Raw genomic sequence first — 25,829 nt, forward strand, 5'->3', positions numbered from 1 at the left:
GAGAGCGGGCTTGCTCGCGAAAGCGGTGTGTCATTCAACCCATAGGTTGACTGGTGCGACGCCTTCGCGAGCAAGCCCGCTCCCACAGTGGGTTATGCGGTGTAGCGAGATTTGCCCCAGGCCAGATAGCCTTGCAGCAACTCCTTGAGCACCACCCGCGTTGGCTCGGCCAGATCGCTGCGGTAGCGGAACGGTTCGAACTCTTCCATGTAGGTGCTCTGGCACAGTTCCAGTTGCACGGCATGGATGTTCTCGGCCGGGTTGCCGTAATGACGGGTGATGTGACCGCCCTTGAAGCGACCGTTGAGCACATGGCTGTACTCGCCATGACGCGCGCAGATGGCTTCCAGTTGCGTGGCCAGTTGCGGATCGCAGCTCGCGCCGTTGAAGGTGCCGAGGTTGAAGTCCGGCAGTTTGCCGTCGAACAGGTGCGGGATGATCGAGCGGATCGAGTGCGCGTCGAACAGCAACGCGTAACCGAACTCGGCCTTCAGCCGCGCCAGCTCTTCCTGCAAGGTGCGATGGTACGGCGTCCAGATCTGCTCCAGATAAGTCGCGCGCTCATCTTTCGAAGGCTCCAGACCTTCCTTGAACAACGGGATGCCATCGAACAAAGTCGCGGGATATAGCCCGGTGGTGGCGCCGGCGTACAGCGGCTTGTCGTCGGACGGCCGGTTCAGGTCGATGACGAAACGCGAGTACTCGGCAGCCAGAGTGCTGGCACCGAGCTCTTCGGCGAAATCGTAGAGCTGCGGAATATGCCAATCAGTATCCGGCAGGCTTTTCGCATCCGGGATCAGCCCAGCCTCGACCGCAGGCGTCAGGCGCAGACCTGCATGGGGCATGCTGATCAACAGCGGCACGCGCCCTTGTTTGAAGTTCAGAACCTTATCCACAACCGCTCTCCTACAGACTTGATTCAACGCCGTGACGCACGACGCGTTTGTCCAGATCACCGCCGAGCCAATAGGCCAGATCCGCAGGACGATCGATATGCCAAGCGACAAAGTCCGCGACCTTGCCGACTTCCAGCGAACCGTGGGTGTCAGCCATGCCCAGCGCCTGCGCGGCATGAATGGTCGCGCCGGCCAGCGCCTCTTCCGGGGTCATGCGGAAACAGGTGCAGGCCATGTTCAACATCAGCCGCAACGACAAGGCCGGCGAGGTGCCGGGGTTGAGGTCGCTGGCGATGGCGATCTTCACCTTGTGCTTGCGCAGGGCGTCCATGGGCGGCAATTGGGTTTCACGCAGGAAGTAGAACGCCCCCGGCAGCAGCACCGCGACGGTGTCGGATGCGGCCATGGCGATGGCGTCGGATTCGTCCATGAATTCCAGGTGATCGGCGGACAACGCGTGATACCGCGCAGCCAGGCTGGAGCCGTGCAGCGAGGACAATTGCTCGGCATGCAGCTTCACCGGCAGACCTAATTCTTTAGCGGTGATGAACACGCGCTCGACCTGCTCCGGCGAGAATGCCAGGTATTCGCAGAACGCATCCACGGCATCGACCAGACCCTCGGCGGCCAGGGCCGGGAGCATTTCGGCGCAGATGTGATCGATGTAAGCGTCGGCGCGATCCTTGTATTCCGGCGGCAACGCGTGAGCGGCGAGACAGGTGCTGCGCACGCTGATCGGCAGCTCTTTGGCCAGGCGACGGATGACCCGAAGGATTTTGCGTTCGTTGGCCAGATCGAGACCATAGCCGGATTTCATTTCCACCGTGGTCACGCCATCGCGCATCAGGCTTTTCAGACGTTTGGCGGCGCTGGCGAACAGTTCGTCTTCGCTGGCTTCGCGAGTTGCGCGCACGGTGCTGGCGATGCCGCCGCCCTGCGCCGCGATCTCGGCATAGCTGACGCCTTGCAGACGCTTTTCGAATTCGCCGCTGCGGTTGCCGCCGAACACCGTGTGGGTGTGGCAGTCGATCAGGCCCGGGGTGACCCACGCGCCTTGCAGGTCATTGACCGCCGGGTATTCGCCGGACGGCAGTTGATTACGCGGGCCGATCCACTCGACCAGCGCCCCGGACGTCACGATGGCCGCGTCCTCGATGATCGAGTAGACGCCTTGCGCCATGGTTGCGACGTGGCAGTGTTGCCAGAGGGTTTTCATCCCAAGTCCTCGTCTTGTTCAAAATCGATTCGCGAGCAAGCCCGCTCCCACAGGGGGACGCATTCCAACTGTGGGAGCGGGCTTGCTCGCGAAGAGTCCATCACAGGCTAGGCAGCAGGTTCGCCGGAACCAGCTCGGTCAGGCAGCGCGAAGCTAACAACTCGGTCGCTGCATTGATGTCCGGCGCAAAGAACCGGTCCTTCTCATAGAACGGCACTTCCTGACGCAGAATCGCCCGGGCCTTTTCCAGCTTCGCCGAGGTTTTCAGGCCGTTACGCAGATCCAGCCCCTGCACCGCCGCCAGCCACTCCACCGCGAGAATCCCGCGCGTGTTCTCGGCCATTTCCCACAGGCGCTTGCCGGCCGCCGGGGCCATCGACACATGATCTTCCTGGTTGGCCGAAGTCGGCAGGCTGTCCACCGAATGCGGATGGGACAGTGCCTTGTTTTCGCTGGCCAGTGCCGCCGCAGTCACTTGGGCGATCATGAAGCCGGAGTTGACCCCGCCATTAGCCACCAGGAACGGCGGCAGTTGCGACATGTGCTTGTCCATCATCAGCGAGATGCGGCGCTCGCTCAGCGAACCGATTTCGGCGATGGCCAGGGCCATGTTGTCAGCAGCCATGGCCACCGGTTCGGCGTGGAAGTTGCCGCCGGAAATCACATCGCCTTCAGCGGCAAACACCAGCGGATTGTCGGAAACGGCGTTGGCTTCAACCGCCAGCACTTCAGCAGCCTGACGAAACTGCGTCAGGCACGCGCCCATGACTTGCGGCTGGCAACGCAGCGAGTACGGGTCTTGAACCTTCTCGCAGTTCTGGTGCGAATCGGAGACTTCGCTGCGCTCACCAAGCAGGTCACGGTAAGCGGCAGCCGCGTCGATCTGGCCTTTCTGGCCGCGAGCGGCGTGAATACGCGCGTCGAACGGCGAGCGCGAGCCCAATACCGCTTCAACCGTCAGACCACCCAGTGCAATGGCGCCTGCGAACAGATCTTCGCCTTCGAACAGGCCACGCAGCGCGAACGCAGTAGAAACCTGAGTGCCGTTGAGCAGCGCCAGACCTTCTTTGGCCGCGAGCGTCAGCGGCGTCAGACCGGCGACTTTCAGTGCCTCGGTGGCTTCCATCCACTCGCCCTTGTAGCGCGCCTTGCCCTCGCCCAGCAGCACCAACGACATGTGCGCCAGCGGCGCGAGGTCGCCAGAAGCACCCACCGAACCTTTCAGCGGAATGTGCGGGTAGACCTCGGCATTGATCAGCGCGATCAGCGCGTCGATTACCACACGGCGGATGCCGGAGAAACCACGGCTGAGGCTGTTGACCTTAAGCACCATGATCAGCCGCACCAAGTCATCGCTGATCGGCACGCCGACGCCGGCGGCGTGGGACAGCACCAGCGAGCGCTGCAGATTTTCCAGGTCTTCGCTGGCGATGCGGGTCGAGGCCAGCAGGCCGAAACCGGTGTTGATGCCGTAGGCGGTGCGGTTCTCGGCGAGGATCTGCTCGACGCAGGCGACGCTGGCTTCGATCTGCTGCGATGCGCTGTTGTCGAGCGTCAGCTTGACCGGGTTCTGGTAGACGTCACGCAGTTGGGCCAGGCTCAGTTGGCCGGGAATCAGGTTCAGCGCAGTCATTAAAAATGCTCCTTTTGAGAGTTTGTTATTAACTACCAGTCGCTCCGGAGCATTCCGTTATCCGTCGCCTCTCGCCTTCTGAGCGATCCGCGCCTTGGCACGCTGGTATGGGTATTGGTCAGTGCAGATTCGGTAAAACGTTGTACAGCGAATTCGGGTCTTGCAACACGCTCGCGGCGGCGGCGATATCCGGCGCCAGCCAGCGATCCTGGCCGTAGGCCGGGACCTTTTCGCGCAGCAGTCGCCACGACCGGTCAGTGCCCGCGCCAAAGCGCTGTTCCTTGAGGAACTCAAAGGCCTGCGCCGCCAACAGATATTCGATGGCAAGGATCTGCGTGCAGTTTTCCAGCGCGCGATGCAGCTTCAGCGCAGCGCTGGTGCCCATGCTCAGATGGTCTTCCTGCAACCCGGAAGTGACGTAGTTGTCGAGCACCGCCGGTTGCGCCAATTGGCGGTTTTCCGCACACAGCGACGCGGCGACGTATTGCACGATCATCATCCCGGAGTTCACCCCCGGATTGGCCACCAGAAACGCCGGCAGACCGCTGACATGCGGGTTGACCAGACGATCGAGACGACGCTCGGCAATCGAGCCGATTTCCGCCATGGCAATCGCCAACAAATCCGCCGCCATCGCCACCGACTGACCGTGCGGGTTGGCCTGCGACATGACCCGGAAATTATCCGGCGTGCCCAACAGTAGCGGGTTATCGGTGCAGCCATTGAGTTCGGCTTCGACTTGTTTGATTGCATGCTCCAGTTGATCGCGCGCAGCGCCATGCACCTGCGGGATCGAGCGAATGCTCAGCGCATCCTGAGTGCGGATGCCCTTGCTCGAAGCAATCACTTCACTGCCATCGAGCAACGCACGCAGATTGACCCCAACTTGCTGCATGCCCGGATGCGGTTTCAACGCGATGATCTCGGCGTCGAACGCATCGATCTGACCGCGCTGGGCTTCAAAACTCATGGCGCCAATGACATCGGCCCATTGCAGCAGACGTGTGGCATCAGCGATGGCCAGACAGCTGAGGCCGGTCATGCACGGCGTGCCGTTGACCAGGCACAAACCATCCTTCGCGCCGAGTTGCACCGCTTGCAGGCCCTCTTCAGCCAAGGCCTGTTGCGCAGAAACGATCTGCCCGCGATAGCTGACATTACCCACGCCGAGCAGCGCGATGCCGATGTGCGCCATGTGCGTCAGGTAGCCCACCGAGCCTTGCGACGGCACTTGTGGAGTGATGCCGCGATTGAGCAACGCCAGCAGCCCTTCGACAACCCGACGATGGAGGCCGGACTTGCCATGGCTGTAGTTGTGGATCGCGGCGCAGATGATCGCGCGGGTCTGTTCGTCGGGCAGTGCCGGACCGACGCCGCAGGCGTGGCTGAGCAAGGTGTTGCGCGAGAGCTGGCTGAGTTGTTCATCTTTAAGCGAAACGTTGGACAACCCGCCCAGACCGGTATTGACGCCATAGGCGCGCTCGCCGCTGACGACAATGCGCTGGACAATGGCCTGGGCGTTTTCGATGCGCGCCCAGGTGTCGCTCGACAGCTCCAGTTGCGCGCCGTGACGGGCAACGGCGACCACGTACTGCCAACGCAGAGGGCTGCCGGTGATAACGATTTTTTCAGCCTGGGACATCTAAAACCTCAACCGTAATATTGATGCAGCTTCACCGGCGCCTTCGCGAGCAAGCCCGCTCCCACATTTGGAATGCGTACCCCCTGTGGGAGCGAGCCTGCTCGCGAAGGCGCCGGCCCAGCCAACACAAAACTGCCTAAACCACCGCCGCCCGCCGCTGCACGAACCGGTCGACATACTCATCCGCCGGCGAATGCAGGATCTCTCTTGGCGTGCCGACCTGGATCAGGCGGCCGTCCTTGAGAATCGCAATGCGATTGCCGATACGCACGGCCTCGTCGAGGTCGTGGGTGATGAAGACGATGGTCTTGTGCAGGGTCTTTTGCAGCTCCAGCAACTGGTCCTGCATCTCGGCGCGGATCAACGGGTCGAGGGCGCTGAACGCTTCGTCCATGAGGATGATGTCGGTGTCCGCCGCCAATGCACGGGCCAGGCCGACACGCTGACGCATGCCGCCGGACAGCTGATGCGGGTATTTGTTTTCGTAGCCCTTGAGGCCCACGGTGTTGATCCAGTGCAGCGCGCGTTCGTTGCACATCTGCTTGCTCTCGCCGCGCACTTTCAAGCCGTAGGCGACGTTGTCGAGGACGGTCTTGTGCGGCAGCAGGCCGAAGCTCTGGAACACCATACTGATCTTGTGCCGGCGAAATTCGCGCAGGGCGTCCATGTCGTATTGCAGGATGTCCACGCCGTCGACCAGGATCGCGCCGCTGGTCGGGTCGATCAGGCGATTGAAGTGGCGTACCAGCGTCGACTTGCCAGAGCCAGACAGGCCCATGATCACGAAGATCTCGCCGGTGCCGATGCTCAGCGACAAGTCGTTGACCCCGACCACACAACCGGTTTCGTTCAGCACCTGATCCTTGGTCTTGCCCTGGCCAACCATGGCCAAGGCATCCTTGGCGCGGTTGCCGAAAATCTTGAAGACGTTTTTGACTTCGATCTTGCTCACGGTTGCGTTGTTCATTTGCTCACCTCATGCCGTGGCCGACCGTACGCCTGAGTGATGCGGTCGATGACCACTGCGAGAATCACGATCGCCAGACCGGCCTCAAGACCCCGTCCGACGTTGAGGGTCTGAATCCCCACCAGTACGTCTTCACCCAGGCCACGGGCGCCGATCATCGAGGCGATCACCACCATCGACAGGGCCATCATGGTCGTCTGGTTGATCCCGGCCATGATGCTCGGCAGGGCCAGCGGCAGTTGCACGCCGAACAGCTGCTGCCAGCGGTTGGCACCGAAGGCGTTGATCGCTTCCATCACTTCGCCGTCGACCTGGCGAATACCCAGATCTGTCAGGCGGATCAGCGGTGGCGCGGCGTAGATAACCGTGGCGAAAATCGCCGGCACCTTGCCCAGGCCGAACAGCATCAGCACCGGGATCAGGTACACGAAACTCGGCATGGTCTGCATGATGTCGAGCAGCGGCATCAGCACCGAACGCAGGCGATTGCTGCGCGCCGAGAGAATCCCCAGCGGGATGCCGATCAGCACCGAAATGATCGTCGCGACCATCATCAGCGCCAGGGTTTGCATGAGTTTGTCCCACAAGCCAACGGCGCCGACGAGGAACAGCAGACCGACGATGACTGCCGTGGTCACGACTTTGCGCGTGGCGTGCCAGGCAACCACACCAACGATGGCCAGCATCAACCACCACGGCGCCGCACGCAGCAGGCCTTCGAGGTTGACGATGGCCCAGAGCAGGGTGTCGGAAATGTGGCGGAACACATCACCGTAGTTGGTGACCAGCGAATCGACCCAACCGTTGACCCAGTCGGCGATGGAAAAGGTAAAGCTTTCGGGAAACATAAGAGACTCTCAATCAAGGGGTTGCGATCAAGCGTCCGGCTGCCGTGGCCGGCAGCCGGAGAAACTCGACCTACAAGGCCGCGTCGATCTTTTTGGCTGCGTCTTCGCTCACCCATGCGTGCCAGACTTCAGGATGTTCCTTGAGGAAGATTTTCGCCAGTTTTGGCGACTCGATACGTTCCTTGGCCATGCGCCCCAGATTCTGGTTCAGCAGGTCGATCGGCAGGTTGACCTTTTCCAGTACGGCGACCAGCTCCGGGGCCTGCTCGTGGAAGGTCTTGGACAGGCCGACCTTGATCGTCACGGTCTTGTCGACGCCCGGTTTTTCTTCGAGTTTGACCAGATCGACCTGGCCCATCAGCGGGGTTGGCGACCAGTAGTAGAACAGGATCGGCTCGCCACGCTTGTAGCTCGACAATACCGCCGCATCCAGCGCCGGGCCGGTGCCCGGACGGAAGTTGGTGTAGCTGCTTTCCAGGCCGTAGCTTTTGAGCATTTCGCTGTTGTCCAGCTCGCAGGTCCAGCCGGCCGGGCAATTGTAGAAACGACCCTTGGAGGGCTCTTCGGCGTCCTTGAACACGGCAGAGTACTTGGCCAGATCAGCGATGTTTTTCAGATCCGGGGCTTTCGGTTCAAGCTTGCGCTTGGCGTCGCCTTCGATCACGTAACGCGGCACGTACCAGCCTTCAACCGCGCCGACGACCGGAGCGCCGACACCGACGACCTTGCCGGCCTTCTCGGCCTTGTTCCAGACCTCGCTGCGGCCAACCCACTCTTCGGCGAACACTTGAATGTCGTTGCTGCTCAGGGCGTTTTCCATGGTGATGGAGTTGCCCGGCAGGCTGTCGGTCTTGCAGTCATAACCTTTTTCCAGCACCACTTGCAGCACGTCGGTCAGCAACATGCCGCTTTCCCAGTTCAGACCGGCGAATTTCACCGGTTTGCCCGATTCGCACCAGCCGGCGGCTTGAGTTGCGCCAGCGCTGGCCAACAGGCCCATGGACAGCAATGTAGTCAGCAGGGTCTTGTTCGATTTCATTGTTGCGACGCTCCTAATCATGAATTGGCTTACGGCAGTCAAGAGGCATCCAGCCCTGTCCACGTCCAATCAGGCCTGCGCCGCAGCGCGAGTGGCCCCACTTGTTTTAGGTTGTACAACGCTGTCCTGCCCGACCGGCAGAATCAGTTGATCGGGCACTGGGCTGTGCCATTTTTTGGCGCACACGTAATACACGGCGGCGGGCAGCACCAGACCGATGATCCAGGAGATATCCACATCACCGAGGGCCGCTACCAGGGAACCGGTGTAGAACTTGGTGGAGATGAACGGCAACTGCACCAGCACCCCGAAGACATAGACGCTGATACCGAGCATGTTCCAGCGGCCATAGCGACCGTTCGGATTGGCTAGCGCCGGCACGTCATAGCGCTCGCGGGTGATGCAGTAGTAGTCAACCAGATTGATCGCGCTCCACGGTGTGAAGAAGGCGAGCAGGAACAGGATGAAAGACTTGAACGCACCGAGGAACGAGTGCTGGCCGAGCAGCGCGATCAGCGTCGCCGCGCCGACGATCACCAGCACGAAGACCAGACGCTGCATGCGCGAGACCTGCAGATGACCTTTGAAACCGCTGATGATGGTGGCGATGCACATGAAGCTGCCGTAGGAGTTCAGCGTCGAGATGGTCACCTTGCCGAATGCGATGCTGAAGTACAGCAGCGCAGCGGTGGCACCGGTTCCGCCCAGACCGACGATGTAGGCCACTTCGTGGCCGGCGAACTGGCCGTTGGCTGAAGCGGCAGCAAACACACCGAGGATCATCGCCACTTGGGCGCCAATCACCGATCCGGCGCCCGCGGCGAAAAAGGTTTTCAGCGCCGACGTCTTGCTCGGCAGGTAGCGCGAGTAGTCAGCCACGTAAGGGCCGAAAGCGATCTGCCAAGAGGCCGCAAGCGATACCGCCAGCAGGAAGCTGCTCCAGCTGAAATGGCGGATTTGCAGGAGTGCGCCGACGTCGGTCTGGCTCATCAGACGCCAAAACAGGAAAACGAAGGCAATCACGCCAATGACGCTGGCGACGCGGCCAATCCAGTGGATGACCCGATAACCCATCACGGTGACCAGCACGATGACACTGGCGAAAATCAGAATCCCGATGCTGTCGCTGACGCCAAACAACTGGCCCAGCGCCTGGCCGGAAAGCACCGTGCCCGTTGCGGTGAAGCCCAGGTACATCAGGCACACCAACACGATCGGGATGGCTGCGCCATAAACGCCGAACTGCACGCGGCTGGAAATCATCTGCGGCAGACCCAGTTTCGGCCCTTGCGCCGCATGCAGCGCCATCACGCCGCCGCCCAGCAGTTGACCGATCAACAGACCGATCAACGACCAGAACACATCACCGCCCAGCACCACGGCCAATGCCCCGGTGACAATCGCGGTGATTTGCAGGTTGGCACCCATCCACAAGGTGAATTGGCTGAACAGACGACCGTGTCTTTCCGCTTCCGGGATGTAGTCGATCGAACGCCTTTCGATCAACGGTTTGTTGCCTGCACGATCGGGACTGACAGCCATGGTTCAACCTCTGTGGATTGTTATTCGAGTTCACTGAGCGTCTTGCGTGGGTTGCTTTTGGTGGGAGCGGGCTTGCTCGCGAAGTGGTCGGCACATTCGAAACATGTGCTGATTGATCCAGCGCGTTCGTGAGCAAGCCCACTCCCACCCAAAGCATTTCCCACAGAGTTGCGTTTATTTGCCGGTAATCATCGGCAGGTTCAGACCCTGCTCCTTGGCGCAATCGATGGCGATCTGGTAACCGGCATCGGCGTGACGCATGACCCCAGTGGCCGGGTCGTTGTGCAGGACACGGGCGATTCGCTCGGCCGCTTCGTCGGTACCGTCGCACACGATCACCATGCCCGAGTGCTGGGAGAAGCCCATGCCGACGCCGCCGCCGTGGTGCAGGGACACCCAGGTCGCGCCGCTCGCGGTATTGAGCAGAGCGTTGAGCAGTGGCCAGTCGGACACAGCGTCGGACCCGTCCTGCATCGATTCGGTTTCGCGGTTCGGGCTGGCGACCGAGCCGGAGTCGAGGTGGTCACGACCGATCACGATCGGCGCCGACAGCTCGCCGCTGCGGACCATTTCGTTGAATGCCAGACCGAGCTTGGCGCGCAGGCCCAGACCGACCCAGCAGATACGCGCCGGCAGACCCTGGAAGCTGATGCGCTCGCGGGCCATGTCCAGCCAGTTGTGCAGGTGCGCGTCGTCCGGGATCAGTTCTTTGACCTTGGCGTCGGTTTTGTAGATGTCTTGTGGATCACCCGACAGCGCCGCCCAACGGAACGGGCCGATGCCACGGCAGAACAGCGGACGGATATAGGCCGGTACGAAGCCTGGGAAGTCGAATGCGTTTTCGACGCCTTCTTCCTGCGCCATCTGACGGATGTTGTTGCCGTAGTCGAAAGTCGGGATACCTTGCTTCTGGAATTCCAGCATCGCTTTGACGTGCACGGCCATCGACTGCTTGGCAGCCTTGATCACAGCGGCCGGTTCGGTCTTGGCGCGGGCGCGGTATTCGTCCCAGGTCCAGCCGGCCGGCAGGTAGCCGTTGAGTGGGTCGTGGGCGCTGGTCTGGTCGGTGACCATGTCCGGGCGTACGCCGCGCTTGACCAGTTCCGGCAGGATTTCCGCAGCGTTGCCCAGCAACGCGATGGAGATCGCTTTGCCTTCTTTGGTGTACTTGGCGATACGCGCCAGGGCGTCGTCGAGGTCGGTGGCTTGCTCATCGACGTAACGGCTTTTCAGGCGGAAATCGATGCTGACCTGCTGGCATTCGATGTTCAGCGAGCAAGCACCGGCCAGGGTCGCGGCCAGAGGCTGAGCGCCACCCATGCCGCCCAGACCGGCGGTCAGGACCCACTTGCCGGTGAGGTTGTCGTTGTAGTGCTGACGGCCGGCCTCAACGAAGGTTTCGTAGGTGCCCTGGACGATGCCCTGGCTGCCGATGTAGATCCAGCTGCCGGCGGTCATTTGGCCGTACATGGCCAAGCCTTTGGCGTCGAGTTCGTTGAAGTGTTCCCAGCTCGCCCAATGCGGCACCAGATTGGAGTTGGCGATCAGTACGCGCGGGGCGTTGCTGTGGGTCTTGAACACGCCGACCGGCTTGCCGGATTGCACCAGCAGGGTCTCGTCGTCATTCAGGTTGGTCAGGCTCTCGACGATTTTGTCGTAGCACTCCCAGTTACGCGCGGCACGCCCAATACCGCCGTAGACCACCAGCTCTTTCGGGTTCTCGGCGACTTCCGGATCAAGGTTGTTCATCAGCATGCGCAGCGGCGCTTCGGTCAGCCAGCTCTTGGCGGTCAGCTTGTTGCCGCGTGCGGCACGGATTTCGACGTCGCGATGCTTTGTAAATGTAGTAGCAGTGGTCATCTTGTTGTCAGTCACGAAAAAGACTCCTCAGCGATCAATTCAAACCAACCCTGGCAGTGGGCAAGCAGCCTGCGTGCATCAATGCGCGACAAGCGAATCAGTGGACGCTGCGGAGAGTCTCGAGCGACTCATACGCATACGTCTTTACTTGTACATACAAGCATATGCAATCAAGCGGCCAACTTGCAGGAGGGGTGCTCAAGAAAAATCGGATGCAGGGCTGGAGGGCTCCTGAATCAAGGGCTCTGGCGTGGATGAAATTTTTCGCGGAGAGATTTTGTGCGGTCGGGGGCTTGGTTGGGTGAGCGCGGTTTTGCGTCACGCTGGGGCGTTCGGTAACAAGTTGGTGCGAGGATGGAAACAGGACCTGATCGTTCCCACGCTCTGCGTGGTAACGCCGCCATGGACGCTCCGCGTCCGCTTCGATGGAGGTGACGCAGAGCGTCACGGGATGCATTCCTACGCAGAGCGTGGGAACGATCAGTGGGGAGGATTGACTAGCGCGCAGTCAGTTCGATCACGCAGCAAGCGGCATTGATGGAGACTTCGACCAGTCCGTTGTTACCGTCCAGCTGCAGACAATCATGTCGCCCCAACTGCGCAACACTGTCACCCACCTGCACTTGCAGCAGCTCACTGACACTGAACACCAGCACCGTCCCCGCCGAGCTGAAGAATCGCTGTTCACCGTCCAGCCACTGCAAGCGCGCGCTGTAACGCTGCGGCGCGTAGATCAGATTGAAGTCGCGAATCGCACCGCCGAGCAGCGTGCAGGAAACCTGGCTCTCCCCGCTGAAGGCGAAAGGGTCGAGCGGTAACAGCGGCCGCGTGTCGTCGCCATCGACGCACAGGGTCATGCCGTCACCCTGCAACACGGTGATCACCCGCTGGTAACCGGCGAAAGTCGAAAATCCGCCCGACTCAGCGATGTCGGCAATCGACAGGCGCCAGCCGAAACCATCCAGCCCTGCACCGGCATCACGAGTGATTTCCTCAGTGCTGCCACCGCCGTTTTTCCACGGCATGCGCGGGTAACCTTCAGCGCGTAAAACCTTCACTTCACTCATTTATGCTCTCTATTTATGGAACCGACCTTCCAGACGATGACGGGAACCGGGGTGAATCAGGCGCGCAGCGGTCACCGGCTGACGGCCCGACCACGTGCGACGGCGGATCAGCAGGCATGGCTCGCCCTTTTCGATCTGCAGCAACTTGCACTCGGACGCTTCAGCGAGGATCGCTTCGACCACATGCTCGCCCTCAGTCAGCGGCGCCACCTGGTTGAGGTAGGCGTAAGGCGTTTGCAGGGTGAAGTCCTGCTTGAGGTATTCCGGGGCCACCAGCGCGTTGACGAAACGGTCTTCGATTTGCACCGCAATGTCGTTTTCGTAATGCACGATCAGCGAGTGAAAAACCTTTTGCCCTTCGCGCATGTCCAGCGCCAACGCGCGTTCGGAGCCGGCGGCCTCTTCTTCGAGGGTAATGACCTGGCAGGTGTGGCGATGACCGCGCGAGGCGATTTCGTCGGCGATGTTGTGCACCTCGAACAACGCAGACTGGCTCTTCGGCTCGGCGACGAACGTGCCGACGCCTTGCATGCGCACCAGCAGACCGTCGGCAGTCATCTCGCGCAGGGCGCGGTTGATGGTCATGCGGCTGAAACCGAGCTGATTGACCAGTTCACTTTCCGACGGCACGCGGTAGTGCGGCGGCCAGTTACCACTGTCGATCTGCTGGGTGATCATCTGTTTGACGCGGGCGTACAAGGGCGCCGGACTGTCGCCCATGTTCGCGGCCAACGGGGAAACTGGAGGCGGAGTCGGCACGGTGGATCCTTGTTCGTCGGTAGAGGTTGCTAGCTTGCCGGAGTTTACCGGGCAGGCAAACGTCTGTATATGTATATACAAATAACACACGATGGGGTGCTGAACCATGTCCGCCTTCTTTGCCGAACGCGCGCTGCTGCCTAACGGATGGGCCAATAATGTACGTCTTGAGGTCAGCGCCGATGGCCTGCTGACCCAGATCCAGGCCGATTCCACCGCAGATGGCGCCGAACGGCTGAGCGGTCCGTTGCTGCCGGGGATGCCCAATCTGCACTCCCACGCCTTCCAGCGCGCGATGGCCGGGCTGGCCGAAGTGGCTGGCAATCCGAACGACAGTTTCTGGACGTGGCGCGATCTGATGTATCGGCTCGTCGGAAAAATCAGCCCGGATCAACTTGGCGTCATCGCCCGACAGCTGTACATCGAGATGCTCAAGGCTGGTTATACCTCGGTTGCCGAATTCCACTATGTGCATCACGACACTAACGGTCAGCCTTATGCCGATCCGGCTGAACTGGCGTTGCGCATCAGTCAGGCTGCCAGCGAAAGCGGCATCGGTTTGACCCTGCTGCCGGTGCTCTACAGCCACTCTGGTTTCGGCGGGCAGACGCCCAATGATGGCCAGCGCCGTTTTATCAACAGCACCGAAAACTACCTCAATCTGCAATCACGCTTGCAGCCGCTGCTGGCGCAGCAGAAGGCGCAATCGCTGGGCCTGTGTTTCCACTCGTTGCGCGCGGTCACCCCGCAGCAAATCAGCGAAGTACTGGCCGCCAGCGACAAACAATGCCCAGTGCACATTCACATCGCCGAACAGCAGAAGGAAGTCGATGACTGCCTGACCTGGAGCGGTCGTCGGCCGCTGCAATGGCTGTACGAAAACACCGAAGTCGATCAGCGCTGGTGCCTCGTTCACGCCACCCACGCCAACCCGGAAGAAGTCACGCTGATGGCAAAGAGTGGCGCCATCGCCGGCCTGTGCCTGACCACCGAGGCGAACCTCGGCGACGGGATTTTCCCGGCGGTGGATTTCCTCGCTCAGGGCGGACGCATGGGCATCGGTTCCGACAGCCATGTGTCACTCAGTGTGGTGGAAGAATTGCGCTGGCTGGAATACGGCCAGCGCCTGCGCGATCAGCGACGCAACCGTTTGTATGGCGCCGATCAGCCGATGGTCGGGCGCACGCTGTATGACGCGGCGCTGGACGGCGGCGCGCAGGCGTTGGGGCAGCCGATCGGGGCGCTGGAAGTCGGCAAGCGTGCGGACTGGATTGTGCTTGATGGCAACGATCCGTATCTGGCAACGGCCAGCGGCGACGGGATTTTGAATCGCTGGTTGTTTGCCGGCGGCGATCGTCAGGTTCGCGATGTGCTGGTCAATGGCCAGTGGGTGGTGCGTGATGGCCGGCATGCCGGCGAAGAACAAAGCAATCGCGCCTTCACCCAAGTCCTGCGTGAACTTCTGGGCTGACGCATAACCAATGTGGGAGCGGGCTTGCTCGCGAAAGCGGTGTATCAGTCAACACTTCAGTCGACTGACACACCCTCTTCGCGAGCAAGCCCGCTCCCACTTTGGTTTTGCAGTGTTCTTTAATTCGAAGTCTTGGCCATCTGCCGATCCGACGCGCGCCAGATCAACCGCGTGGTGTCGTAACCCTGCTGACGCGCCTTGCTCAGCAGCTCTTCGCGCACCACACCGTTGACAGTCGGTGTACGCGACAGCAGCCACATGTACTTGCGACTCGGGTCGCCGACGATGGCGGTCTTGTAGTCATCGCTGACGTACAACACCCAGTATTCGCCTTTCACCACACCCGGAATCAGCCGTGAGAACCAGGTATCGAACTCGACCCACAGCTTGTCGGTCTTGCCCGGCACCTGTGGATAAGCGGTGCCCTTGGCCTCTTCCCACTCCCAGTCTGTCGTCAGGCAGCGGTTGAACACCGCCATGTTGCCGTCGGGCTGAAGGGTGTAGCGAGCTTCGGATTGCGCGCAATTGCGCTGGAAGTACATCGGCAAGCGCGCCAGTTCATACCAAGTGCCCTGGTAACGCTTGAGATTGACGCTGTTGACGGTTTTCGGCGCCAACGGATCCACGCCGGAACTGGCGCAGCCGGCCAGTACCAGGCCGGCAAAAAGGATTAGCAATAACCGCTTCATTTTTCTTCTCCGTGGGCGCGAAGCCCCGGTTTACTTCAGGCCTTGGCCGGAAAACATCAGCACTTTGTCACCGGCGTATTGCACGCTGATAAAGCTGTTCTTGTCGCCCCAGGTGCAACTGGACATGCCGAGCGCGCCCGAGCAATCGGTGGGCTTGCCGAGCAGAGTCTCGACTTCGGCCTTGGCCATACCAGCCGAGAGCTTCGAATAGTTTTCCTGATTGACCTTGCTGCATGCGGCCAACAGCACGCAAAACGTCAGAAGGGCGATAGATCGCAGCGACATGGTGTAACTCCTGGAACGAGGGGGGATGGCATGGTGCCAACCAGAAGCTTAGAAGAGAAAACCCTCATCTGGTTCCCTGGGCGGATGGCTATTTATTAGCCCGCCCGTCTGGCTTTTGCCTTTAAATCAGACACTTTGTAGGGCTATTGAGCATTTCGTCGCATTTCATCCGACACGCCTAATCTTTGGCGCACGGCGGTCGAAATAAGAGCAGCGCAAAGCCCCACGGTGTGGCAAATTGCCGCCCTTTCTTGACCAGCCCCTTCGCGGTAGTTCATTCGATGACCAGAAACATGAAATTCAGCCACAAAATCTTGTTGGCTGCCGCCCTCGTGGTGGCTGTTGCATTCGCCTGTTTCATTTTTTTCAACGACTATCGACAACGCGAAGCCCTGAGCAGTAGTACCGAAGCCTCGATGCAGGAGCTGGGCAGCCTGACCACCAGCAACATCCAGACCTGGCTGGAAAGCCGCATTCAATTGCTGCAATCGCTGTCCCAGCAGGTAGCCATTGACGGTAACGCCCCGGCCAGCCTGAAACGCATCATCGACCTGCCGGCCTACACCGGTAACTTCCAGCTCAGCTACTTCGGCGGTACGGATGGCGTGATGTTCTCCGTGCCTGCCGGCAATCGCGCGCCGGATTACGACCCGCGGGCCCGCGGCTGGTATAAAGCGGCCAACGGCGCGCAGCAGACCATCGTCACCGAACCGTACATCGCCGCCTCGTCGGGCAAACTGGTCATCACCGTTGCCACCCCGGTACAGCGTCAGGGCCAGATGCTCGGCGTGGCCGGTGCGGACATCGACCTGACCAGCGTCAGCGCGATCATCAACTCGCTGAACTTCGGCGGCCACGGCCACGCGTTCATCGTCAGTGCCGAGGGCAAAATCCTGATCCACCCGGACAGCAAACTGGTACTCAAGACCCTCGCCGAGGCCTATCCGAACGGTGCGCCGAAGGTCAGCCCGGGCCTGAAAGAGGTCGAGTTCGACGGCAAGCCGCAACTGATCTCCTTCACCCACGTCAACGGTGTGCCGTCGGCCGACTGGTACGTGGCGCTGGTGCTGGACAAAGACACCGCGTTCGCCATGCTCAGCGAATTCCGCACCTCGGCGCTGATCGCGATGGTGATTGCCGTGATGATCATCATCACTCTGCTCGGCATGCTCATTAGTGTGCTGATGCAACCGCTGCTGACCATGGGCCGCGCGATGCACGACATCGCCGAAGGCGAAGGTGACCTGACCAAGCGTCTGGTGATACACGGCAACGATGAGTTCGGCGCGTTGGGGACCTCGTTCAACCGTTTCGTCGAACGGATCCACACCTCGATCCGCGAAGTGGCTTCGGCCACCGGTCAGGTCAACGAAGTCGCCCTGCGCGTGGTCGCCGCGTCGAACTCGTCGATGTATAACTCGGATCAACAATCCAGCCGTACCAACAGCGTCGCTGCGGCGATCAACCAACTGGGCGCCGCCGCGCAGGAAATAGCCCAGAACGCCGCCCTCGCCTCGCAGCACTCCAGCGAGGCGCGCAGCCTGGCGGTCGACGGTCAGCAGGTTGTGGATAAAACCATCCACGCGATGCAACAGCTGTCGGCGAAGATCAGCGACTCCTGCGGCAACATCGAAACCCTGAACAGCAACACGGTGAACATCGGCCAGATTCTGGAAGTGATCACCAGCATCTCCCAGCAAACCAACCTGCTCGCGCTCAACGCCGCGATCGAAGCAGCCCGTGCCGGTGAGGCTGGCCGGGGTTTCGCCGTGGTTGCAGATGAGGTGCGCAACCTCGCGCACCGCACCCAGGATTCGGCGCAGCAAGTGCAGAAGATGATCGAAGAACTGCAAGTCGGCGCACGCCAGGCGGTCAGCATCATGACCGAGAGCCAGCGCGAGAGCGAAAGCAGCGTCGGCATCGCCAACCAGGCCGGCGAACGCCTGGGCAGCGTGACCCAGCGCATCGGCGAGATCGACGGGATGAATCAGTCGGTAGCGACCGCGACTGAAGAACAGACCGCTGTGGTCGAGTCGATCAACGTGGATATCAACGAGATCAACACGCTGAATCAGGAAGGTGTGGAGAACTTGCAGGCGACCTTGCGGGCGTGTTCGGATCTGGAGCAGCAGGCGGCGCGGTTGAAGCAGTTGGTGGGTAGTTTCAGAATTTAAGGCGCTGCCACGGGCCTCTTCGCGAGCAAGCCCGCTCCCACAGGGTTTTGTGGTGTAACGCACATTGTGTGAACACCGAAGATCCCTGTGGGAGCGGGCTTGCTCGCGAAAGCGGCATTAGCGACGAAAGAATGTTGAATTGAAACACGCTGGTCAGCTCACACTGACGGTGTGACTGAATTAAGACTAAACTCAGTCCTGTTCAATTTGGCGGGATTCAATCATGAAGCTTTCATCGCAAATAAAACCGATCAGTTACCTGAAAAGCCATACGGCCGAAATCGTCAAATCAATCACAGAAAGCCGCGAGCCGCTGGTAATCACGCAAAACGGTGAAGCCAAGCTAGTGGTTATGGATGTGAAAAGTTTTGAAGAGCAAGAAGGCACGATGGCCTTGCTGAAGCTCTTGGCGATGGGTAATCGGGAGATTGAGGAAGGCAAGTTCAGTGACGCTGAAGACGTCTTTACCGAACTGGACAAGGCCGATCATCAATGAGCTTAAAGGTCGTTATTCTTCAGTCAGCGCAAGCAGATCTCAAAGAACTTCGCACCTACCTCGTCAGACAGTTCTCATCCCAAATTTGGCAAAGCACTTATGCCGATCTCAAGACTGCGATTCTGGGTCTCGCAGATCTGCCTTATTCAGGATCGATGCCCGAAGAAATCGAGAAGCTCAATCTCGGTCAATACCGCCAGATTGTCTTGGGAATGAACCGGATTATTTATGAGGTGCGAGAAAAAACCATTTTCATCCATATCATTGTCGATACGCGAAAAAGTCTGCCAGCACTGTTGATGAAACGGCTTCTACGAGGCAATCCTTGATTTAGAACCGTGACCCAGGCTGACTGAGAAACACCAACTCCTCAGCTGTAGACTCCCGCCCCAACACCGCATTGCGATGCGGAAACCGTCCAAACTGCGCGATCACTTTCTGATGCCGTTCGGCATAATCCAGGTTGTCGGCAAACACCGCGCGCTGCGCTTCCGGCTGCTCAGCCACCAGATCGATAAACCGCGAAACCGCTTCATTCTGCACCGCGAGGTTTTCGCAGTGTTCGAACACCAGATAGATGAACACCCGCTGGATCGGCTTCAACTGCCGATCGAAATCCGCAGCAATGCCTTGCGCGACAAGCTTCTGCGCGCGTAGATCACCGGAAAAGGCTTTGGGAGTATCGCGATAGATCATTCGCGGCAGTTGATCGAGTAACAGCACCACCGCCAGCCAACCTTCGGGACGTTGCGTCCACTCGGTCAATTCGCCGGCCAGGGCCTGATCGACAAAGACCCCGAAACGCGTCTGCGCTTCGAGGTCTTGGCTGTCTCGCTTGCCGAACCACAACTTGCCCTTGTCAGCCGCTATCTCGTCGGGGGATTCGGCATGTCCGAACCACCAATCGAGCAACGGCTGCCAGGGTGCGTTCATGGTTTATTCCTTGTGGTAGGCCGTAGCGCGTGCGACTTCTTCTTTCGAACCGAGGAACACTGCAACACGCTGATGCAGGCCTTCAGGCTGAATGTCGAGGATGCGCTGGTGGCCGTCGGTGGACGCGCCGCCCGCCTGTTCCACCAGGAACGACATCGGGTTGGCTTCGTACATCAGACGCAGTTTGCCAGGCTTGGACGGCTCGCGGCTGTCGCGTGGGTACATGAACAGGCCACCACGGGTCAGGATGCGGTGCACGTCGGCAACCATCGCCGCGACCCAACGCATGTTGTAGTTCTTCTTCAACGGACCTTCTTCACCGGCCAGCAGCTCGCCAACGTAACGTTGTACCGGAGCTTCCCAGTGACGCTGGTTGGACATGTTGATGGCGAATTCCTGGGTCGATTCAGGAATAGTGATGTCTTCGTGGGTCAGCACGAAACTGCCCATCTCGCGGTCCAGGGTGAAGCCTTTGACGCCGTGACCCAAGGTCAGCACCAGCATGGTCTGCGGGCCATAGATCGCGTAGCCGGCAGCAACCTGCTGAGTGCCTGGCTGCAGGAAAGCTTTTTCGTTCAGCGGCTCGTTCTGGGTCAGGTATTCGTTCGGGCAACGCAGTACCGAGAAGATCGTGCCGACCGGGGCATTGATGTCGATGTTAGACGAGCCGTCCAACGGGTCGAATACCAGCAGGTACGCACCTTTCGGGTATTTGCCCGGGATCTGGTAGGCATTGTCCATTTCTTCGGACGCCATGCCGGCCAGGTGACCGCCCCATTCGTTGGCTTCGAGCAGGATCTCGTTGGAGATCACGTCGAGCTTCTTCTGCACTTCGCCTTGTACGTTTTCAGTGCCCATGCTGCCCAGAACACCACCCAGGGCGCCTTTGGACACGGCGTGGCTGATTTCCTTACAGGCACGCGCCACCACTTCGATCAGGAAGCGCAGATCGGCAGGAGTGTTGTTGCTGCGGGTCTGCTCAATCAAATAGCGACTCAAGGTAACGCGGGACATGGACGGCTCCGGTGGAATGGGGGGCTAAAACCCGCGCAGTTTACAGGGAGTCTGAAAACGTAGCGAGCGAAGACGCCCGGTAACGTGCGTTGGGGTGTAATTGCCTGCATGAGACGTGATTCGGCCTGGAGAGTTCAGGTACCGGGTTTAGCGTAGTTGGAAACGGAATGGATGGTAGCTCCGGATTTTTGTCGACCGATCGGCCGCCTTCGCGAGCAGGCTCGCTCCCACAGGGAATTGTGGTGACCACAAAATTGGCGTCCACTGAAGATCCAGTGTGGGAGCGGGCTTGCTCGCGAATGGCGCGCAGCGCCAGCCATTCTCAGGAATTGGTTGGAGGCTTGCGCAACAAGCTAAACGCCATCGCCCCCAAAAACACCACACTCAGCAACAACACCGCCCACAAACCAATCTTCTTCCAGTTGGTCTCCGTTACCGCCGCAGTGGTTGCCGTCGAAGTCTGCGTAGCCATCGCCTCCCCCTGAACCACCGCCTTGCCCAACGTCGCCAGCTTCTGCGGTTTGAAATCCGGAATCAGCGTCGCCAACGGCAGATTCGCCGTTTTCACATTCGGATTACCCAGCGCGAGACTGTAAGGGCCGGCGCCGCGCGCGAGGAAAATCACCTGCGTCGCCCGCACCGCGTACTTCACACTCGGTGCCTGCTCGCCCAGACCACCGCCGCGCTCATCCACCGTCAGCTTCAACTGCTGCACGGTTTGCCCGTAGAGCTGCAATTCGTTCTGCACGACGTCCTGGCCATTTTGCGTCAGGCGATACAGCAAACCACTGCTCAGGGTCTGCCACGGCAAACTGCTCTCGCGTCGGCCTGCCAGCGTCACCGGCGCCAGACTGTTCGGCTGCTTCAACTCAACCTGCACCCGCTCGACATTGAGCCCCATCGGCAACTGCCAGGTGTATTCCCCGGCCTTGGTGCTGCTGCCCGCCAATGACTGCGACCAGACCAATGGCAGGGGCAGGTTGCGTGGGTCGCTGCTTTTCAGTTGCGCCGAGGTCAGGATCGGTGCCGAACTCGGTGAATCCCACAGCAAGCGCACATAGCGCGCCGACTGCCCCGGCAAGTTCACCTCGTGTTGCTCGATGCGCTCATCGGCGAAGGTCAGCCGCGCCACTTGCCCTTCGCCCCACGGCTGCCAGTGCTGCAAGTCGTCACTGGCTTCGATGCTGAAACGCTGGAAGCCGTCGCGCTCGCTGGTCCAGTCGAGGATCAACTGTTGCAACGGCGCCTTGATCGAACTGGCGTCGAGCAGCCAGCCGCGCAGCACTTCTTCACCGGCCTCCAACTGACTGGACGGTTGCACTTCCACCAGCGTGCCCGTGGTGGTCGATTGCACGCGCACGTTCGGCGCACGCTCTGTGGCGTCGGCGGCGTTGTACAGCGGGAACCACTTCACCTCGTGCAATTGACCATCGTCGCGGGTTTGCGCCGATTCGCGGGCCAAGGCGTAAGCCTGAGGTTCGCCGGCAGCGTTGAATACGCGCAAGTCGCTGAGGTCGGTCTGGCGCGCCTGCAATTGCACATTCAGCGGTAGTTCGAGGCGATACCACGGGCCCTCGCCCGTCACCGACAGCGGCACCTGCGTGGCGAAGTCCGCCGGTTTTTCCTGAGCGCCGGCGACCATCACCACACCCAACGCCAACCACCCCAGATTCAGCATGCGACTCACGATGCAACTCCTTCGGTTTCCGGGGCTGGTTTTCCTGCCTCCGGGTCAGCTTCGACGCGTTTGGGTGGCAGCGGCGCGAGGTAGCCCACCACCAACAGCAACACGCCGACGCCGATAAACGAGACGATCCGGGCGAGGCCGCCACGGTTGCTCAATTCGACAAAAATCAGTTTGGCCACCACCAGCGCAATCAGCGCCGCACCGATCAGCCAGACTTCGCGACGATGACGCAGGTGTCCGCCGATCATCAGCCCCAGCGCCATCAGCGTCCAGGCGATGGACAATCCGGCCTGCACCAGCATAGAGGCGAGCAGTTGATCGAGCTCGAACGGAATGCCGGCCCAATGGTGCGCGGCGCGGGTCACCAACGCGGTGCAGAAAGCGAACAGCGAAACCCCGGCGACCAGTTGCGTAGCGTAATCGGCGTAGTCCTGACGGATCGACAGTTGCGACACCGCGCTGCGCGACCACACATAAACGCCGAACAAGGCGAACAGCAGGCCCAACTCCAACGGGTTGAGCAGTGGTACATACGGCAACGGTTCGGCGTTGCCATCGCTGACGCCATTGGCCAGCCAGAACCAGCCGAGCATCAACACCGCCAACGGTGCGGCCGCGTACAAGCGGTACTCGCGCGGGAATGCCAACACCGGCCACGGCCAGTGGCGCGGTGCGGCTGCCAGCAACAGATACAGGCTCGGCAGAATCGCCCAGCCCAGCCAACGCCAGGCGTTGTATTGCTCCGACAACAGCAACAAGCCGTAGCGCAATTCCAGCGCCAGCACACCGATCAGCAGCCAGCAGCCGAGCACATGCGCAGTGCGCAAAGCCCGTGTCGGCAGCATCGGCGCCAGACGCCGCAGGCTGAAGAAATGCACCGCAAACACCACCGCCCATGCCAGCCAGCCGAAATTGGCAGCCGGGTGAAAACGCGAATGCCACGAGACCAGCAACACCAGCCCAGCCACCGGAATCAGCAAGGTGCAGAGCAGAGCGAGCGACGGCCATTTCAGGCGCAATGCCAATACCGTCCACAACGCGACCATGAGCGCGGCGACCAGCAGCAATAGCGTATTTTCCAGATTCATCGGCGCAAAACGCATCACTTCGCTGAACCACGCCAACGCCCACCAGGCGGCGCCCCAGATCAACAACACTTCGGACAGACGTTGCAAGCTCAGCACATCAAACGCCGACGCGTGATTACCCAGTTGCAAACGCCAGGCCCCGATCATCGCCGCCAGACCCAGCACCAGTGGCGTCCAGAATCCACCATGGGCCAGCGGTCGCAGCCCTTCGCTGGACAGCGGCCCGAGCCACTCGGGGCCGGCCAGCAAAAACGCCGCGCCGCCAATCAATTGCAACAGCAGACCGAAAACAAAACTCACCCGCTGCTTGAGGTACAGGCTCAGCCAGATGATCAGCAAACCACTGGCGGCCCACACCGCACTCGCGGTCTGCCATGGCAGCACGAACAACACCGCCAGATTGATCAGCACCAGCCCGGCGAGCAGCACCACCGACAAACCGCGCAGCAGACGCACATCGCCGCGCACCATCTCGTCGCGCGCCGCGAGTAGCATGCCGGCGATCAGCGCCAGACCGATCAGAGACGCACTGAGCAAACCGCTCCAGCCGGCGCTGAACACCGCCGCCGAATCCTCGCCCGCGCCTTGCAGACGCAGCAGGAACAACGCGCCGCCGAGCAGTTGCACAGCGAATGCAGTGAACAGGAAGGTGCGCGATTGCAGGCGCAGACCAACGAACAACGTCGCCAGACCGGCCAGCGCCCAACTGATCGCCGTACCTTGGACAAAGAAGAACAACGGCGCCAGCGAATAGAGGAACGTCAGGCCCAGACACGCCAACACCGGCAGGCCTTGGCGCTCCCACGGCGAGGTCTGCTCCGGCGAGGCCTTGCGCAATTGATAGAAACTGAACAGCAACGCCGCACCGAGCATCAGCGCGCCAAGCGGAGCACCGTCGAGCAGGCTGCTTTCGCCGACATTCAATTGACTGATGAACGCCAGCGCCGCCCCCAGTTGCAGTAGCAAGGCGAAGGCCCGGGCGAACGGTCGATACTGACGCAGGCCCAGCCAGAAAATCCCCGCGCCCTCCACGGCCCATGCGGCCGAGGTCCAACGCGCATCCAGGCCCAGCGGAATCGCCAGACTGGCGAAAATCACCCCCAATGCCAGGCAGGTTTCGCCCAGCAGTACCGCGCGACCGCCCATCAGCACTTTGGCCAGGCCCATGTAAATCATGCCCAGCGCGAGGGCACTGAACGCGGCGGCAAATTCCAGATGCTGGACCAGCGCGAACTGCAGACCGAAGCCGACAATCGGCGGGCCGAACAGCATCGTGCCATCAACGTAATCGCCCTTGCGCGCCGACCATTTCAGCAGCGCTTCACGATCACCATCCGCCGGAGCGTCCGGCATATCCAGCAGTTTTCGCCGGGCAAACAGCAGGCCGATGGCGAGATACATGAGGAAGAACAGAATCAGGAACGGCTCGGTGCTCCACAGCAGTTCCGGCGTGTACGAACGCAGGCCCCAGGCGAAACCGATACCGAAGGTGCCGACGAAGCCGATCAGGTTGAGCAGGCGCCAGGCTTTGAACCAGGCAATGGCGAGAATGCCGGCGTTGAGCAGGGCGAAATAGCTGAACAGCGCGACGTGATTGCCGGCGCCGGTGGACGTCAGGATTGGCGCCGCGAACCCGCCCAGCGCCGCGACACACGCCAGCGCCAGAGAGTCCTGAGTAATCGCCAGGATCGCCGAGAACACCGTCACTGCCACCAGCAAGCCCAGGGCGGCGGACGGATCCAGCAACGGGTGCAGGCGCATCGCCGCAAACACCGTCAGGTACAACACCGCGATGCCGGTGCCTTGCAGCATCAACGCATAGCTGCTGTTGCGGTGCCGCAGCCACCAGCCCAGCGCCAGCAAGCCCAGCGCCGCAGCCGCGACCCCGGCATAACGCAATTCGATAGGCACCACCATGCCTTCGGTGGCGTAGCGCAGCAGAAAGGCCAGACCGAAGAACAACAACACCACGCCGACCCGCAATACGGTGTTGCCGCCGAACAGCCAGTTGCGTGCCGCGCTAATTGCGCGCTCGATGAGGTTCGGGCCACGGGGTTCGGCGGGGCGCTTGGGTTCAGGTTCGGGCGTGACGGCGTCCAGACGCCAGACATCGTCCGGCAACGGTTGGCTGGTTTCGCGAGCGACGGCGGACAGTGGTTCCAGATCGGCCGACAGTTCCCAGACCAGTTCGGGGGCCGGGGCCTTTTCGACGACGTTGACAGGTTCGGCCAATGGCTCGCTAACCGGTGCCGCACTCGGTGGCGGAGCAGCATGAACCGGCGCACCTTCGAGCAGAAACAGGCGCTGTTCAATGCCCTGCAAGGCAACCTTCGCCTGTTCAAGTTGATGCTGCTGTTGCGCAGCCTGCGCGCCCAGCCGCGCGATCCGCAGCGCTTGCCCGATCGCCAACCCCAGCAACGCGCCCAGCAGCGCATCACTGAACGACTCGTCGAGCAGCCAGCCGAGCACCAGCCCGATCAACATGAACATCCATTGCATGGTCGATATCCCTAAGCGGCCCCA

General features: G+C 60.8%; 21 protein-coding genes and 1 pseudogene. 5 read left to right on the plus strand and 17 right to left on the minus strand.

Going from position 1 to position 25,829, the window contains the following annotated elements; all coding sequences use genetic code 11:
- Positions 1-92: 92 nt before the first annotated feature.
- From hutG to hutC, 11 genes are all read right to left on the minus strand, one after another.
- Positions 93-896 (minus strand): N-formylglutamate deformylase, encoded by an 804-nt coding sequence (hutG, locus tag ATI02_RS13545; RefSeq protein ID WP_100846527.1) that lies wholly within the window; start codon positions 894-896, stop codon positions 93-95.
- Positions 897-906: 10 nt separating this feature from the next.
- The gene (gene hutI / locus ATI02_RS13550; RefSeq protein WP_100846528.1) at positions 907-2,112 is read right to left on the minus strand and encodes an imidazolonepropionase; all 1,206 of its coding nucleotides are present in this window, start codon (positions 2,110-2,112) and stop codon (positions 907-909) included.
- Positions 2,113-2,212: 100 nt separating this feature from the next.
- Positions 2,213-3,745, minus strand: coding sequence for a histidine ammonia-lyase (hutH, locus tag ATI02_RS13555; protein ID WP_100846529.1), 1,533 nt, complete (start codon positions 3,743-3,745; stop codon positions 2,213-2,215).
- Positions 3,746-3,863: 118 nt separating this feature from the next.
- Positions 3,864-5,387 carry an HAL/PAL/TAL family ammonia-lyase gene (locus tag ATI02_RS13560; RefSeq protein WP_100846530.1) on the minus strand — a complete coding sequence of 508 codons (1,524 nt, stop codon included), beginning with the start codon at positions 5,385-5,387 and terminating at the stop codon, positions 3,864-3,866.
- 136 nt (positions 5,388-5,523) lie between these two features.
- Positions 5,524-6,354, minus strand: coding sequence for a quaternary amine ABC transporter ATP-binding protein (locus ATI02_RS13565; protein WP_095191801.1), 831 nt, complete (start codon positions 6,352-6,354; stop codon positions 5,524-5,526).
- On the minus strand, positions 6,351-7,202 hold the full coding sequence (locus ATI02_RS13570) for an ABC transporter permease (RefSeq protein WP_007949591.1): 852 nt from the start codon (positions 7,200-7,202) through the stop codon (positions 6,351-6,353). Before ATI02_RS13570 ends, ATI02_RS13565 begins: the two co-directional genes overlap by 4 nt.
- A 70-nt stretch (positions 7,203-7,272) precedes the next feature.
- Positions 7,273-8,241 (minus strand): ABC transporter substrate-binding protein, encoded by a 969-nt coding sequence (locus ATI02_RS13575; protein ID WP_100846531.1) that lies wholly within the window; start codon positions 8,239-8,241, stop codon positions 7,273-7,275.
- Between the two features lie 69 nt (positions 8,242-8,310).
- Complete coding sequence (locus ATI02_RS13580; RefSeq protein WP_100846532.1) at positions 8,311-9,783, minus strand: purine-cytosine permease family protein; 1,473 nt, start codon at positions 9,781-9,783, stop codon at positions 8,311-8,313.
- A gap of 174 nt (positions 9,784-9,957) precedes the next feature.
- The gene (hutU, locus tag ATI02_RS13585; protein ID WP_095191809.1) at positions 9,958-11,643 is read right to left on the minus strand and encodes a urocanate hydratase; all 1,686 of its coding nucleotides are present in this window, start codon (positions 11,641-11,643) and stop codon (positions 9,958-9,960) included.
- 497 nt (positions 11,644-12,140) lie between these two features.
- Entirely contained in the window at positions 12,141-12,710 is a 570-nt protein-coding gene (locus tag ATI02_RS13595) for a HutD/Ves family protein (protein WP_100846534.1), read from the minus strand.
- A gap of 9 nt (positions 12,711-12,719) precedes the next feature.
- Positions 12,720-13,430 (minus strand): histidine utilization transcriptional repressor HutC, encoded by a 711-nt coding sequence (hutC, locus tag ATI02_RS13600; RefSeq protein WP_192886501.1) that lies wholly within the window; start codon positions 13,428-13,430, stop codon positions 12,720-12,722.
- A gap of 145 nt (positions 13,431-13,575) precedes the next feature.
- On the opposite strand from hutC, the gene ATI02_RS13605 reads away from it, so the two are divergent.
- Positions 13,576-14,940, plus strand: a complete 1,365-nt coding sequence (locus ATI02_RS13605) for a formimidoylglutamate deiminase (protein WP_100846536.1) — start codon at positions 13,576-13,578, stop codon at positions 14,938-14,940.
- Positions 14,941-15,059: 119 nt separating this feature from the next.
- On the opposite strand, the gene ATI02_RS13610 is transcribed toward ATI02_RS13605, so the two are convergent.
- Together ATI02_RS13610 and ATI02_RS13615 are read right to left on the minus strand one after the other, a co-directional pair.
- Positions 15,060-15,629: a lipocalin family protein gene (locus ATI02_RS13610; RefSeq protein WP_100846537.1), complete on the minus strand. Its 570-nt coding sequence runs from the start codon at positions 15,627-15,629 to the stop codon at positions 15,060-15,062.
- Positions 15,630-15,659: 30 nt separating this feature from the next.
- Positions 15,660-15,914 carry a hypothetical protein gene (locus ATI02_RS13615; protein WP_003220802.1) on the minus strand — a complete coding sequence of 85 codons (255 nt, stop codon included), beginning with the start codon at positions 15,912-15,914 and terminating at the stop codon, positions 15,660-15,662.
- Positions 15,915-16,207: 293 nt separating this feature from the next.
- On the opposite strand from ATI02_RS13615, the pseudogene ATI02_RS33300 reads away from it, so the two are divergent.
- The 4 genes and pseudogenes from ATI02_RS33300 to ATI02_RS13630 all read left to right on the plus strand — a co-directional run.
- Positions 16,208-17,230: pseudogene (locus tag ATI02_RS33300) on the plus strand (HAMP domain-containing protein); the annotation flags it as partial.
- Between the two features lie 93 nt (positions 17,231-17,323).
- The gene (locus ATI02_RS33305) at positions 17,324-18,088 is read left to right on the plus strand and encodes a methyl-accepting chemotaxis protein (RefSeq protein ID WP_371857639.1); all 765 of its coding nucleotides are present in this window, start codon (positions 17,324-17,326) and stop codon (positions 18,086-18,088) included.
- Positions 18,089-18,311: 223 nt separating this feature from the next.
- The gene (locus ATI02_RS13625; protein WP_095190102.1) at positions 18,312-18,584 is read left to right on the plus strand and encodes a type II toxin-antitoxin system Phd/YefM family antitoxin; all 273 of its coding nucleotides are present in this window, start codon (positions 18,312-18,314) and stop codon (positions 18,582-18,584) included.
- Positions 18,581-18,913: a type II toxin-antitoxin system RelE/ParE family toxin gene (locus ATI02_RS13630; protein ID WP_095190101.1), complete on the plus strand. Its 333-nt coding sequence runs from the start codon at positions 18,581-18,583 to the stop codon at positions 18,911-18,913. The genes ATI02_RS13625 and ATI02_RS13630 overlap by 4 nt, the downstream gene beginning before the upstream one ends.
- A gap of 1 nt (position 18,914) precedes the next feature.
- On the opposite strand, the gene ATI02_RS13635 is transcribed toward ATI02_RS13630, so the two are convergent.
- From ATI02_RS13635 to ATI02_RS13655, 4 genes are all read right to left on the minus strand, one after another.
- Positions 18,915-19,517, minus strand: coding sequence for a DUF924 family protein (locus ATI02_RS13635; protein ID WP_100846539.1), 603 nt, complete (start codon positions 19,515-19,517; stop codon positions 18,915-18,917).
- Positions 19,518-19,520: 3 nt separating this feature from the next.
- Complete coding sequence (locus tag ATI02_RS13640) at positions 19,521-20,531, minus strand: class 1 fructose-bisphosphatase (protein ID WP_095190099.1); 1,011 nt, start codon at positions 20,529-20,531, stop codon at positions 19,521-19,523.
- A gap of 322 nt (positions 20,532-20,853) precedes the next feature.
- Positions 20,854-22,218, minus strand: a complete 1,365-nt coding sequence (locus ATI02_RS13650) for a DUF3999 domain-containing protein (RefSeq protein ID WP_100846541.1) — start codon at positions 22,216-22,218, stop codon at positions 20,854-20,856.
- On the minus strand, positions 22,215-25,805 hold the full coding sequence (locus ATI02_RS13655; RefSeq protein ID WP_100846542.1) for a DUF2339 domain-containing protein: 3,591 nt from the start codon (positions 25,803-25,805) through the stop codon (positions 22,215-22,217). Before ATI02_RS13655 ends, ATI02_RS13650 begins: the two co-directional genes overlap by 4 nt.
- Between the last annotated feature and the right edge of the window lie 24 nt (positions 25,806-25,829).

Origin of the sequence: Pseudomonas baetica (assembly GCF_002813455.1) — a bacterium.
Taxonomy (GTDB): domain Bacteria; phylum Pseudomonadota; class Gammaproteobacteria; order Pseudomonadales; family Pseudomonadaceae; genus Aquipseudomonas; species Aquipseudomonas baetica.